Genomic DNA, 12594 nt, shown 5'->3' with positions numbered 1-12594 from the left:
GGGGGTCTCCGTTCGGGACCGCGGCGCCCGAGGGGCCGGCCGTGGTCGTCGCGTCCAGGGGGCCGGGCGCGGTCGGCGCGTCCAGGGGGCCGGGCGCGGTCGGCGCGTCCAGGGGCCCGGCCGTCTCGCCGCGCAGGCCGGGGACGATCCGGCGGCCGGCGATCGGCACGAGTTCGACCTCGACGGGGATGCCGGGCTCGAAGCGCACGGCGGTGCCGGCGGCGATGTGCAGGCGCAGACCGCGCGCGGCCGTCCGGTCGAAGTCGAGACCGGGGTTGACCTCGGCGAAGTGGTAGTGGGAGCCGACCTGGACGGGCCGGTCGGCGGCGTTGAGGACGGTGAGGCGGGTGACGGGGCGGCCCTCGTTGAGGGGTACGGGCCCGTCCGCGTGGAGGATCTCTCCGGGGATCATCGGCGGCCCCCGTCAGACGATCGGGTCGTGGACGGTGACGAGCTTGGTGCCGTCGGGGAAGGTGGCCTCGACCTGGACGTCGTGGATCATCTCGGGGATCCCGTCCATGACGTCCGCGCGGGAGAGCACCTTGCGCCCGGAGGCCATGAGCTCGGCGACGGTGCGACCGTCCCGGGCGCCTTCCAGGATGTGGGCGGTGATGAGGGCGACGGCCTCGGGGTGGTTGAGCCTCACCCCGCGCGCACGGCGCCTCTCCGCCACGTCGGCGGCCACGTGAATGAGCAGGCGCTCCTGCTCGTGCGGGCTCAGCTGCACTCTTCCACCTCACAGTCGTCCACCGGGCCGCACCCGGACAGCTGCGGACCCTACCGACCGTCAACACGCTGTTGAACGGCGGAGATGCGGTGGACGGCCGGACATTGCACGTTAGGGCGGAAGTTTTTCCGGCGCGTTAACTCCTGCTTTGCGATTTCATGATCGTCGGACGGCCGGACGGCCGGACGGCCGGACGGCCGGACGGCCGGACGGACCGTGCGGCGGCGCGTCCGGTCGCGTCAGCCGGCGCCGGGGTCGCGGTGGTGGGCGGCGATGCCGAAGCGGCGCTGTTCACCGGTGGCGGAACCGGGACCGCCGACGAGCCCGGTCCCGGAGACGGAACGGATCACCGGCTCCTCGGCGGCGTCCCGCGCCTCGGCCTCCAGTTTCTCGAGTCGTTCCAGGTCGGCGGCGGAGACCAGGGCGACGAGCGGCTTCCCGTGCCGGGTCACGACCACGCGCTCGTCGCCGTACACGACGCGGTTGATGAGGTCGGCGAGCTCCGCCCGCGCTTGCGTCACCGGGATCTCGTAGGTCATGCTCCTCATCTTACGGCCTGTACGTCCTGTACATTTTTGACAGAAGGAGGCCCCATGGAGGCACGTCACGTACTGCCGGAGTTCTCGGAACGGACCTCGTACGGCACCCGGACCCTCGATCCGTACGCGAAGCTCCTGGAGAACCGGATCGTCTTCCTCGGCACGGCCGTCGACGACGTCGCCGCGAGCGACGTGATCGCCCAGCTCCTCCACCTGGACCACGCGGATCCGGGGCGGGACATCGCGCTCTACCTCAACTCCCCCGGCGGCTCGGTCACCGCGATGACCGCGATCCACGACACCATGCGCGGCCTGGTGAGCGACGTGGAGACCACCTGCCTCGGCCAGGCCGGTTCCACGGCGGCGGTCCTGCTCGCCGCGGGCGCGCCCGGCAAGCGCATGATGCTGCCCGGAGCCCGGGTGACCCTGCGCCAGCCGGTCCTCGACGAGCCGTTCGCCGGGCAGCTCTCCGACCTGGACCTCCAGGCGCGCGAACTGCTCCGGCTGCGCGGCGTGATGACGGAGCTCCTCTCCGCGCACACCGGGCGGGAGGCGGACGAGGTCGCCGCCGACACCGAGCGCCTGACCGTCCTGGACGCGCCGGCGGCGCTCGCGTACGGCCTGGTCGACACCGTCGTCGGCACGCGCCGGGCCGGTTCCGGCGCGCCGGCGGCGTGGTGAGGCCACGATGGTGCCGGAGCTTCCGCCGCTGCCCGCGCTGACGCGCGCCGAGGGGCAGTTGATCGACGCGTACCTCGAAGTCGTCGACCTCCTGGGAAAGATCAATCCATCCAGGGGTTCGCATACTTATGGGGCCCTGCGGGCCGCACAGGCGCTGGTCGGGCGGGCGGAGGCGCTGCGCGAGGCCCTGGCGCTCATGCACCTGCGGGGCGAGAGCGAGGTGCACGCCACGACATTGGCCTGCGCGCTGCGGGTGTTGGACGGCGAGCGGCGGGCCGCCCGCGTCACGGTGCCCGACACACGGGCCAATTGACATTCCGTCGTGTCGTGTCGAGCCCCGTACGGCCGACACGGGACGCAGGATCGCTCCCCCGTCCGGCGTAGTCGCGCGATCGACAGATGAAGTGTGCGAGTTGCACAACAGGTGTACGCATTTGGCGGAATCGGGCATTCCGGTGCTGGTACGGGGCTCGTCGGCCAAACCTCGACGATCACGAAACCCTCTTGTCCACCCGTATGGATCAGTCGTGAGGAGCCTCACATAACGTTGTTTCCACTCGGTTTTCGACCGTCTCGTGGGACAAGATCCTCGACGACGACAAGCCCCCGCCACCCAGGCGGGGCGGTCCGGGCGGACGCCGAGTCCTGCCGCCGTCCCGGACGTCTGGTCGACAGGATTGGACCGGCAGGAGTGGAGGACCCGAGCAGTACGGGTCGATCGCGCCGTATCCCCGGCGTGACCGTCCCTTGGGGTGAAGCCGCAGCCGCGGCCGGGCATCTTCGCCTGCCCGAACCCGACAGGTCATCCTTCACAGGCGGCTGACGAAGGGTTGCGCATGACTGCGCAGATGCATGTCCCGTCCCTGCTGTCCCGGGCCGGAGCCGTCTCGGCTCTCACCCTCGCCGCCGTCGGCGGCACGCTCCTCGCACCGGGAGCCGCTCCCGAGGCCCAGGCGGCCACCTCCCACGCGACGAAGGCCCTGAACGTGGCGGCGTCCAAGAAGGGCGCGCCCTACCGGTACGGCTCGGCGGGCCCCACCCGCTTCGACTGCTCCGGGCTGACGCTCTACGCGTACAAGAAGGCGGGAAAGACGCTGCCCCGCACCGCGCAGCAGCAGTACAACAAGACCCGGCACATCTCCGCCGGCAGCAGGCAGAAGGGGGACCTGGTCTTCTTCCACTCGGGCGGCAGGGTCTACCACGTGGGGATCTACGCCGGCAGCGGCAAGATCTGGCACTCCCCCAAGACCGGCTCCTGGGTGAAGCTCGACCGGATCTGGTCCTCGAAGGTCTCCTACGGCCGCGTGCGCTGACCCACCGGCGCCCGCGGTGGTGTCCCCGGGTGCGGTGGCGCCGCCGCACCCCTCACCGCGGGCGCTCTTCCCCCCACCTCTTCACGCCCCGCTCATAGGATGCGGCCATGACACTCGATCAGGAACTCGTCGACGCCGCCATAGCCCAGCTGGACCGCCGCTGGCCCCCCGAGGAGCCCGGCGGGGCCGCCGCCGTCCGTCTCGACGACGGACGGATCCTGACGAGCGTCGGCTTCGACAACATCCACGCGAGCGTCACCCTGTGCCAGGAGACCGGCGCCTACTGCCAGGCGTACACCCTCGACCGCGCGGTGACCGCGTCCGTCTGCGTCTTCCGCGACCCGGAGGACGGCCGTCACGTCATCCTGCCGCCGTGCGGCGTCTGCCAGGAGCGCCTCGCGCTCTGGGGTCCCGACGTGGAGGTCGGCGTCCCCGACCCCGAGGACCCGACCCGCTGGATCGCCCGCAGACTCGAAGAGGTCAATCCCTACTACTGGGCGCCCCACTTCGCCGGCGGCGCGTGGCCCTCGACGAAGCAGCACTCCGAGTGAGCGGTCCGGTCCCGGCGCATCGGTTCAGCAGGCCGGAACGGCTGCCGCGGCCCAGGGCAGCGTGATCCAGACCGTCTTGCCTCCCTCGGCGGTCGCCGTCACCGAGAGCCGCCCGCCGGCCTCCGCCGCGAGGGTCCGGATGATCGACATGCCGCGGCCGTTGTCCTGCTGGACGGCGGCCGGGAGCCGGCGCGGGAAGCGCGGATGGCTGTCGGTGACGCCGATCCGCAGCACCTCCTCGCGGTCGAGCCGGAGTTCGACGGTGAAGGTGGGCGACTGCCCGAAGGTGTGCAGCACCGCGTTGGTGGCCAGCTCCGAGACCATCAGCCGGATCGAGTCCGCCGTGTCGCCGTCGTCGTCCAGACCCCAGCGGCCGAGCACCTCCGCCACGAACCTCCGCGCCGTGGCGACCGCGGCCGGATCGCTGGGCAGGGTGACGGATGCTTCCTGGTGATCTGCCATGGCGACGTGGTCCCTTTCCCGCCGGGGACGTCGCCCCGGCTCGCGCTCCGCGTCAGCCTGCCACCGATCGGGCATCCGGGTGGGTCGTTCTCCCGAGATATGCCCCGTTCTGTCGCCCGAAGCGGTGAACTCTCGGCCTGTCGACGGCGCGTGGGCGGCATCGGGGGCCCGGGGTGCGCGCGGTCCTCAGCGGGCCCCGGCCGGCGCGGTCCGCACGATCGTGGCGACCGCGCGCTCGACCTCCGCGTCCGTGAGGTCCGCCCGGGCCGTCAGCCGCAGCCGCGAGATGCCGTCCGGCACCGACGGGGGCCGGAAGCAGCCCACGGACAGGCCCTGTTCGCGGCAGTCGGCCGCCCAGCGCAGGGCCTCCTCGGGCCCCGGGGCGTGGACCGAGACCACGGCCGCGTCCGGTCGGGCCGAGACGAACCCGGCCTCGGTGAGCCTCCGGTGGAGCGTCCCGGCGACCGCGCGGACCCGCTCGGCGAGCCCCGGGTCCGCGGCGATCAGCCGCAGGCTCGCGAGGGCCGCGCCGGTGGCGGCCGGGGCCAGGCCGGTGTCGAAGATGAAGGTGCGCGCCGCGTTGACCAGGTGCTCGATCACCCGGGCCGGGCCGAGGACCGCACCGCCCTGGCTGCCCAGCGACTTGGAGAGGGTGAGGGTGGCCACCACGTCCTCGTCGCCCGCGAGCCCGGCGCCGTGGAGCGCGCCCCGGCCGCCCGCGCCCAGGACGCCGAAGCCGTGCGCGTCGTCGACGACGAGCCCCGCCCCGTGCGCGCGGCAGGCGGCGGCGAGCTCCTCCAGTGGGGCCCGGTCGCCGTCGACGGAGAAGACCGAGTCGCTGACGACGAGTGCCCGCCGTCCCTCGTGCGCCTCCAGCGTCTTGCGTACGGCGTCGGGGTCGGCGTGCGGGACGACCTCGGCCTCGGCGCGGGCGAGCCGGCAGCCGTCCACGATCGAGGCGTGGTTGGCGGCGTCCGAGACGATCAGCGCGCCGGGACCGCCGAGCGCGGTGAGCGCGGCGAGGTTGGCGGTGTAGCCGGACGAGAAGACGAGGGCGGCCTCGAAGCCGCAGAAGGCGGCCAGTTCCTCTTCGAGCGTGGTGTGCAGCCGGGTCGTGCCGGTGACGAGCCGCGAACCGGTCGCGCCGGCGCCCCAGCGGCGGGCGGCCCCGGCGGCCGCGCCGGTCACCTCGGGATGCCGGGTCAGACCGAGGTAGTCGTTGCCCGCCAGGTCGAGGAGGTCCGAGTCCGCCGGGCGCGGGCGCAGGGTCCTGACCAGGCCGGCCTCGGCCCGGCGGCGGGCCTCCGCCCCGGTCCAGTCGAAGGCGGCGCGGTGCGCGGGCGGGGTCGGCTGGGCCTGGGGCATGCGGCGTTCCTTCGGTCGGCACCGGGGGCGGGCGCCTCGGGCCGGCACCCGTACGGCGCCAGGGGTCGACGCCTTTTGTAGGCAGCGCACAGACCCTAACGGCAGGAGGCCGAGGTCGGGATGTGGTCATACACACACCTCGATCACGCCCGTTTGTTCAGATCCTCCTTGGCCCGGGGGTGTGCCGTAGGCAAGGATCAGCCCTTATGGACCTGCTGAACACGCTGGTGGAGAAGGGGCTGCGGCGCGAGACGCCGACCCGTGAAGAAGCGCTCGCCGTGCTGGCGACCTCCGACGACGAGCTGCTCGATGTGGTGGCGGCCGCCGGGAAGGTGCGCCGTCAGTGGTTCGGGCGGCGGGTGAAGCTGAACTACCTGGTCAACCTGAAGTCCGGGCTGTGCCCGGAGGACTGCTCGTACTGTTCTCAGCGGCTCGGTTCGAAGGCCGACATCCTCAAGTACACCTGGCTGAAGCCGGACGAGGCGTCCCAGGCGGCGGCGGCCGGCATCGCCGGCGGCGCCAAGCGCGTCTGCCTGGTGGCGAGCGGCCGCGGTCCGACGGACCGGGACGTCGAGCGGGTCGGCAGGACCATCGAGGCGATCAAGGAGCAGAACGAGGGCGTCGAGGTGTGCGCCTGCCTCGGTCTGCTCTCCGACGGCCAGGCCGAGCGGCTGAAGACGGCCGGCGCGGACGCGTACAACCACAACCTCAACACCTCCGAGGGCACGTACGGCGAGATCACCACCACCCACACCTACGCGGACCGGGTGGACACCGTGCAGAAGGCGCACGCGGCGGGCCTCTCGGCCTGCTCGGGCCTGATCGCGGGCATGGGCGAGACCGACGAGGACCTGGTCGACGTGGTGTTCGCGCTGCGCGAGCTCGACTCGGACTCGGTGCCGGTCAACTTCCTGATCCCCTTCGAGGGCACGCCGCTGGCGAAGGAGTGGAACCTCAGCCCGCAGCGCTGCCTGCGGATCCTCGCCATGGTCCGCTTCGTCTGCCCCGACGTGGAGGTCCGGATCGCGGGCGGCCGCGAGGTGCACCTGCGGTCGATGCAGCCGCTGGCGCTGAACATCGCCAACTCGATCTTCCTCGGCGACTACCTGACCAGCGAGGGCCAGGCCGGCAAGGCCGACCTCGACATGATCGCGGACGCCGGCTTCGAGGTGGAGGGCGCGGGCACCACCACGCTCCCCGCCCACCGCGCCGACGCGCTCGCGGCGGCCGGCGGCGGCTCCGGTTCGCACGCGTCGGCGGGCGGTTGCGGTTCCGAGGCGTCGGCCGGCTGCGGCGGGCACGGGGAGGCGGCCGGCGGCTGCGGTCCGTGCGGCGGCCACGCGGCGGCTCCGGCCGACGCCCCGGCCGAGGTGCCGGCCGCGGCGTCGGAGGCCCGGACCGACCTGGTGGCGGTGCGCCGCCGCGGCGCCGGCACGGACCTCGCCCCGAACACGTAACGGGTGACGATGCGCAACGACGAACTCCTCGCCCTGGACCGGGCGCACGTGTGGCATCCGTACGGCCCCATGCCGGGCCGTACGGAGCCGCTGGTGGTCGCGTCCGCGTCCGGGGTGCGGCTGCGGCTCGCCGAACCGGCCGAGGGACACGACGAGCTGATCGACGGCATGTCCTCCTGGTGGTCGGCCGTGCACGGCTACAACCACCCGGTGCTCAACGAGGCGGCGCGCGGGCAGCTCGGCCGGATGAGCCACGTCATGTTCGGCGGGCTCACCCACGAGCCCGCGGTGCGGCTCGCCGCCCGGCTCGTCGAGATCACCCCGGAGCCGCTGCGGCACGTCTTCCTCAGCGACTCCGGCTCCGTGGCGGTCGAGGTAGCCGCCAAGATGTGCCTGCAGTACTGGCGTTCGCTCGGCCGTCCCGGCAAGCGGCGGCTGCTGACCTGGCGCGGCGGCTACCACGGCGACACCTGGCAGCCGATGTCGGTGTGCGATCCCGAGGGCGGGATGCACCGGCTGTGGTCGGGCGTGCTCCAGCAACAGCTCTTCGTGGACGAGCCGCCGGCCGCGTACGAGGAGTCGTACGCGGAGCTCCTCCGTGCCACCGTCGCGCGGCACGCGGACGAGCTGGCCGCGGTGATCGTGGAGCCGGTGGTGCAGGGCGCGGGCGGCATGCGCTTCCACGACCCCGGGTACCTGCGGGTGCTGCGGGAGGCGTGCGACGCGCACGGCGTGCTCCTCGTCTTCGACGAGATCGCGACCGGCTTCGGCCGCACGGGCACGCTGTTCGCCGCCGACCAGGCCGGGGTCTCCCCCGATGTGATGTGCCTGGGCAAGGCGCTGACGGGCGGTTACCTCTCGATGGCCGCGACCCTGTGCACGAGCGCCGTGGCCGACGGCATCTCCCGGGGCGAGGTGCCGGTGCTCGCGCACGGGCCGACGTTCATGGGCAACCCGCTGGCCGCGGCGATCGCCTGCGCCTCCATCGACCTGCTCCTGTCCCGGGACTGGGCGCTGGAGGTCAAGCGGATCGAGGGCGGGCTCCGCGAGGGCCTCGCCGGCGCCGGGTCGATCCCGGGCGTCCGCGACGTGCGGGTGCTCGGCGCGATCGGCGTCGTCCAGCTCGACCACGAGATCGACATGGCGGCGGCCACGCGGGCGGCGGTCCGGGAGGGCGTGTGGCTGCGTCCCTTCCGGGACCTCGTCTACACGATGCCGCCGTACGTCACCGAGGACGCCGACCTGGCCCGGATCTGCGCGGCGGTGCGCGCCGCCGCGGCCGCGGGCTGAGCGGCAGGAGAGGAACAGCATGGGCATCGTCGTCGTCAGCGGGACGGGTACGGAGATCGGCAAGACGGTCGTCACGGCGGCCGTCGCCGCCGCGGCGGTCGCCGCGGGTCGTTCGGTGGCGGTCCTGAAGCCGGCGCAGACCGGGCTCGCGCCCGGCGAGCGGGGCGACGCGGACGAGGCCGTGCGGCTCTCGGGCGCGAAGACCGCCGCCGAGCTGGCCCGCTACCCGGAGCCGCTGGCCCCGGGCACGGCCAGCCGGCGGGCGGGGATGGCCCCGGTCGGGCCCGAGCGGGCCGCGGAGGCGGCGCGGGCGCTCGCCGACGGGCACGACCTGGTGCTCGTCGAGGGCGCGGGCGGGCTGCTCGTCCGCTTCGACGAGGACGGCGGCACGCTCGCCGACGTGGCACGGCTGCTCGGCGCGCCGGTCCTCGTGGTGGCGCCGGCCGGGCTCGGGACGCTGAACTCGACCGCGCTGACGGCCGAGGCGCTGCGGGCGCGCGGGATCGAGCAGCTCGGTGTCGTCGTCGGCAGCTGGCCGGCGGAGCCGGACCTCGCCGCGCGGTGCAATCTCGCCGACCTGCCGGAGGCGGCCGGCGCGCCGCTGCTCGGCGCGGTGCCGGAGGGCTCGGGCGCGCTGGCCCCGGCGGCCTTCCGGTCGGCGGCGGCCGGCTGGCTCGCCCCGGCCCTCGGCGGCACGTGGGACGCGGGGGCGTTCGGGCGCGCGGCCGGCGCCTGACCGGCGCGCGTCCCCTCCCGGCGCGCGTCCCCTCCCCTAGGGTGAGGGGATGCGCGCACAGGTACAGGAGCTCGTGTACGACTGCGGCGATCCGGCCGCGCTGGTCCGTTTCTGGGCGGGGCTGCTCGGCGGGGAGCCCGTCGACCGGAGTCCCGACTGGTCGTACGTGGAGCCGCCCGGTTTCGTCCGCGTCGCCTTCCAGCGGGTGCCCGAGGGCAAGGCCGTGAAGAACCGGCTCCACCTCGACGTGGAGGTGGACGATCCGGAGGCAGCGGCCGACGAGGTGGCGCCGCTGGGCGCGGTCCGCGTCGGCGGTCCCGTCACCGACGAGCAGGGTTCCTTCCAGGTCATGCGGGACCCGGAGGGCAACGAGTTCTGCTTCGTCACGGGGTGACCGGCGGCCGCGTCCACGGTGCGGAACCCGCTGGCCGGGCTCCGTGCCCGCGTGATGGGATCGGGCCGTGATCGAGACAACGCTCCGTGCCGCCGTGCCCGCCGACGCCGAGGCCGTCCTCTCCTTCTGGCGGGAGTCCGCCGAGGGCACCTCCATATCCGACGACCTCGACGGGGTGAAGCGGCTCCTCGCGCGTGACCCCGAGGCGCTGATCCTCGCCGTGGACGGCGACCGGATCGCCGGTTCCGTGATCGCCGGCTGGGACGGCTGGCGGGCCTCGCTCTACCGGCTCGCGGTGCACCCCTCGTACCGCAGGCGCGGGATCTCCAAGGCGCTGCTCGCGGCGGCGGAGGAACGATTCGCCGCCCTGGGCGGGCGGCGGGCGGACGCGATGGTCCTGGAGGAGAACGAGCGGGCGCACCACGCCTGGGGTGCGGCGGGGTACGCGCGGCAGGACCAGTGGCGCCGCTGGGTGAAGCCCTTCGCCGGGTGACGGACCGTCCACCGGGCAATCCGTCAGTCGCTTTGCCGATCCTTTACCATGAGATCTCCTTCGGACGGCCGAGAGACCGACCGAGACGACCGAAAGGTGTGAACGTCCGCCCATGGGCGAGCCTCCCAGTAGCCGACATCGACACAGCCGACATCGCGCACTCCGTGCCCCGCTGACCGATCATGGGACGGAGGTGAACCGATGACCGAAGTGCTCCTGCTCCTGGTGGCGCTGCTCCTGTCGCTCGCGTGCGGCGCGTTCGTGGCGGCGGAGTTCTCGCTGACCACCGTCGAGCGGGGCGAGCTGGAGGCGGCCGTGGAGCGCGGCGAGCGCGGCGCCGCCGGCGCCCTCAAGGCCGTCAAGTCGCTCACCTTCCAGCTCTCCGGCGCCCAGCTCGGCATCACCGTCACCAACCTGGTCGTCGGCATGCTCTCCGAGCCCTCGATCGCCGCGCTGATCAAGGGCCCCGTCGAGGCGCTCGGCTTCTCCGACTCCGTGGCCTCCTCGATCGGCCTGGTCCTCGGCACGGCCCTGTCCACCGTGGTCCTCATGGTGGTCGGCGAGCTGGTCCCCAAGAACTGGGCGATCTCCTCGCCCCTCACGGTCGCCAAGGTCGTCGCGACCCCGCAGCGCGTCTTCACCGCCGCGTTCAAACCGCTGATCGGCCACCTCAACAACACCGCCAACCGGATCCTGCGCCGCCTCGGCATGGAGCCGGCCGAGGAGCTGGCCTCCGCCCGCTCCCCGCAGGAGCTCGTGGCGCTCGCCCGCCACTCGGCGAAGGAGGGCGCGCTGGAGGCGGACACCGCCGAGCTGTTCGTCCGCACCCTCAACCTCGCCGAGCTGACCGCCGAGAACGTGATGACCCCGCGCGTCCAGGTGACCGCCCTGGAGGTCCAGGCCACCGCCGAGGACGTGGCCAACGCCACCCGCGCCACCGGCCTCTCCCGCTTCCCCGTCTACCGGGGCAACCTCGACACCGTCGTGGGCATCGCCCACATCAAGGACGTCCTGGCCATACCGGCGGACGAGCGGCGGCTGCGTCGCGTCGGCGACATCGCGCGCGAGCCGCTGCTCGTGCCCGAGACGCTGACCGTGGACAAACTGCTCGACCGGCTCTCCGGCAAGCAGACGATGGCCGTCGTCATCGACGAGTACGGCGGCACGGCCGGTGTCGCGACCCTGGAGGACATCGTCGAGGAGGTCGTCGGCGAGGTGCGCGACGAGCACGACCCGCACGAGACCTCCGACCTGGCGCGCGCCGGGGCGGACGAGGACGGCCGGCTCCTGTGGTCGGCCGACGGAGCCGCCCGCACCGACCAGCTGGAGCGCATCGGCCTGAAGGTGCCGGACGGGCCGTACGAGACCCTCGCCGGCGTCCTCGCCACCGGCCTGGGCCGCATCCCGGCCGTCGGCGACACCATGGAGATCGGCGGCTGGCGCCTCGACGTGGTCGACGCCTCCGGGCGGCGGGCCGCGCGCGTCCTGATGCACGCGCCGCTCCCCGAGGACGAGGACGAGAGCGGGGAGGACCACCGATGACCGCGATCCAGCTTCTGATCGGTCTGCTCACGCTGGTCGTGAACGCCTTCTTCGTCGGCGCCGAGTTCGCCCTGATCTCGGTCCGGCGCAGCCAGATCGAGCCGCTCGCCGAGTCCGGCGACCGGCGCGCCCGCAGCGTCGTCTGGGGCCTGGAGCACGTCTCCGCGCTGCTCGCGGCGGCGCAGCTCGGCATCACGCTGTGCACCCTGGTGCTCGGCATCGTGGCCGAGCCGGCCATCGCGCACCTCCTGGAGCCCGTCTTCGACGCGGTCGGCGTGCCGCACGGCCTGGTCCACCCGATCTCCTTCGTGATCGCGCTGACCGTGGCCACCTATCTGCACATGCTGCTCGGCGAGATGGTCCCGAAGAACATCGCGCTCGCCGAGCCGGCGAAGACGGCGCTGATCCTCGGCCCGCCGCTGGTCGCCCTGGCCCGCGCCCTGCGGCCGGTGATCTTCACGATCAACGCCTTCGCGAACGCCCTGCTCAAGCTGTTGCGGGTGGAGACGAAGGACGAGGTGTCGGCGACCTTCTCGGACGACGAGCTGGCCCGGATGGTCTCCGACGCGAGCGACGCCGGGCTGCTCGACGACCGCGCGACGGAGCGGCTGCACGACGCCCTGGAGCTGGGCCGCCGCCCGGTCCGGGACGTGGTCATGCCGGTGGAGGCGGTGCGGTACGCGCGGGTGGGCGCCACTCCGGAGGAGCTGGAGGCGCTCTCGGCCGAGTCCGGCTTCTCCCGCTTCCCGGTCGTCGACTCCGACCGGCGGATCCTGGGCTACCTCCATGTGAAGGACGCCCTGGACATCACCCCGCGCGACCTGCCGTTCCCGGTGTCGGCGCTGCGGCCGATCGCCCGGGTGCGGGCGGCGACGCCGCTGGACGACGTGCTGACGGCGATGCGCCGCAGCCGGACGCACCTGGCCGGCGTGCTCGACGAGGACGGCAAGCTGGCCGGCCTGGTGACGATGGAGGACGTCCTCCGCGAGCTGGTGGGGCGCCCTCTGGCGCCGTGACGCCGGCCCCGACGCCGCGCGGGAAGGG

The 12594-nt window shown here is 73.5% G+C and carries 15 protein-coding genes, 1 pseudogene and 1 riboswitch; of the genes and pseudogenes, 11 read left to right on the top strand and 5 right to left on the bottom strand.

Going from position 1 to position 12594, the window contains the following annotated elements:
* Nucleotides 1–103: 103 nt before the first annotated feature.
* The 3 genes and pseudogenes from IE245_RS14040 to IE245_RS14030 form a co-directional block, all read right to left on the bottom strand.
* Nucleotides 104–412 (bottom strand): annotated as a pseudogene (locus IE245_RS14040) (urease subunit beta); the annotation flags it as partial.
* 12 nt (nucleotides 413–424) lie between these two features.
* Complete coding sequence (locus IE245_RS14035) at nucleotides 425–727, bottom strand: urease subunit gamma (RefSeq protein ID WP_189947170.1); 303 nt, start codon at nucleotides 725–727, stop codon at nucleotides 425–427.
* A 239-nt stretch (nucleotides 728–966) separates the two neighbouring features.
* On the bottom strand, nucleotides 967–1266 hold the full coding sequence (locus tag IE245_RS14030) for a type II toxin-antitoxin system Phd/YefM family antitoxin (protein ID WP_189947169.1): 300 nt from the start codon (nucleotides 1264–1266) through the stop codon (nucleotides 967–969).
* A gap of 54 nt (nucleotides 1267–1320) precedes the next feature.
* On the opposite strand from IE245_RS14030, the gene IE245_RS14025 reads away from it, so the two are divergent.
* The 4 genes from IE245_RS14025 to IE245_RS14010 all read left to right on the top strand — a co-directional run bounded on the left by IE245_RS14025 (nucleotide 1321) and on the right by IE245_RS14010 (nucleotide 3811).
* A complete protein-coding gene (locus tag IE245_RS14025; protein ID WP_189947168.1) occupies nucleotides 1321–1947 on the top strand; it encodes an ATP-dependent Clp protease proteolytic subunit in 627 nt (208 codons plus the stop codon).
* A gap of 7 nt (nucleotides 1948–1954) precedes the next feature.
* Nucleotides 1955–2260, top strand: a complete 306-nt coding sequence (locus IE245_RS14020; protein ID WP_189947167.1) for a hypothetical protein — start codon at nucleotides 1955–1957, stop codon at nucleotides 2258–2260.
* A 398-nt stretch (nucleotides 2261–2658) separates the two neighbouring features.
* Nucleotides 2659–2780: riboswitch (cyclic di-AMP (ydaO/yuaA leader) on the top strand.
* Between the two features lie 3 nt (nucleotides 2781–2783).
* Nucleotides 2784–3260, top strand: coding sequence for a C40 family peptidase (locus IE245_RS14015; RefSeq protein WP_189947166.1), 477 nt, complete (start codon nucleotides 2784–2786; stop codon nucleotides 3258–3260).
* A gap of 107 nt (nucleotides 3261–3367) precedes the next feature.
* Nucleotides 3368–3811, top strand: a complete 444-nt coding sequence (locus tag IE245_RS14010) for a cytidine deaminase (protein ID WP_189947165.1) — start codon at nucleotides 3368–3370, stop codon at nucleotides 3809–3811.
* A gap of 24 nt (nucleotides 3812–3835) precedes the next feature.
* Here the strand turns inward: IE245_RS14010 and IE245_RS14005 are convergent, their stop codons facing one another.
* Complete coding sequence (locus tag IE245_RS14005; protein ID WP_189947164.1) at nucleotides 3836–4273, bottom strand: ATP-binding protein; 438 nt, start codon at nucleotides 4271–4273, stop codon at nucleotides 3836–3838.
* Nucleotides 4274–4459: 186 nt separating this feature from the next.
* Nucleotides 4460–5638: an 8-amino-7-oxononanoate synthase gene (locus IE245_RS14000; RefSeq protein ID WP_189947163.1), complete on the bottom strand. Its 1179-nt coding sequence runs from the start codon at nucleotides 5636–5638 to the stop codon at nucleotides 4460–4462.
* A 206-nt stretch (nucleotides 5639–5844) separates the two neighbouring features.
* Here IE245_RS14000 and bioB point away from each other — a divergent pair, with 206 nt between their 5' ends.
* From bioB to IE245_RS13965, 7 genes are all read left to right on the top strand, one after another.
* On the top strand, nucleotides 5845–7095 hold the full coding sequence (gene bioB, locus IE245_RS13995) for a biotin synthase BioB (protein WP_189947162.1): 1251 nt from the start codon (nucleotides 5845–5847) through the stop codon (nucleotides 7093–7095).
* Between the two features lie 9 nt (nucleotides 7096–7104).
* A complete protein-coding gene (locus tag IE245_RS13990; protein WP_189947161.1) occupies nucleotides 7105–8385 on the top strand; it encodes an adenosylmethionine--8-amino-7-oxononanoate transaminase in 1281 nt (426 codons plus the stop codon).
* Nucleotides 8386–8404: 19 nt separating this feature from the next.
* Complete coding sequence (gene bioD, locus IE245_RS13985; RefSeq protein ID WP_189947160.1) at nucleotides 8405–9121, top strand: dethiobiotin synthase; 717 nt, start codon at nucleotides 8405–8407, stop codon at nucleotides 9119–9121.
* 49 nt (nucleotides 9122–9170) lie between these two features.
* Nucleotides 9171–9515 (top strand): VOC family protein, encoded by a 345-nt coding sequence (locus IE245_RS13980; protein ID WP_189947159.1) that lies wholly within the window; start codon nucleotides 9171–9173, stop codon nucleotides 9513–9515.
* A 67-nt stretch (nucleotides 9516–9582) separates the two neighbouring features.
* Nucleotides 9583–10008 carry a GNAT family N-acetyltransferase gene (locus IE245_RS13975; RefSeq protein WP_189947158.1) on the top strand — a complete coding sequence of 142 codons (426 nt, stop codon included), beginning with the start codon at nucleotides 9583–9585 and terminating at the stop codon, nucleotides 10006–10008.
* A gap of 201 nt (nucleotides 10009–10209) precedes the next feature.
* Nucleotides 10210–11550 (top strand): hemolysin family protein, encoded by a 1341-nt coding sequence (locus IE245_RS13970; protein WP_189947157.1) that lies wholly within the window; start codon nucleotides 10210–10212, stop codon nucleotides 11548–11550.
* The gene (locus tag IE245_RS13965) at nucleotides 11547–12566 is read left to right on the top strand and encodes a hemolysin family protein (RefSeq protein ID WP_189947156.1); all 1020 of its coding nucleotides are present in this window, start codon (nucleotides 11547–11549) and stop codon (nucleotides 12564–12566) included. Before IE245_RS13970 ends, IE245_RS13965 begins: the two co-directional genes overlap by 4 nt.
* Nucleotides 12567–12594: the final 28 nt, after the last annotated feature.

This window comes from Streptomyces roseolus, from assembly GCF_014649855.1.
Lineage (GTDB): Bacteria > Actinomycetota > Actinomycetes > Streptomycetales > Streptomycetaceae > Streptomyces > Streptomyces roseolus.
The sequence above is the reverse complement of the archived record's forward strand: the minus strand, read 5'-3'. Positions and strand labels throughout refer to the sequence as shown.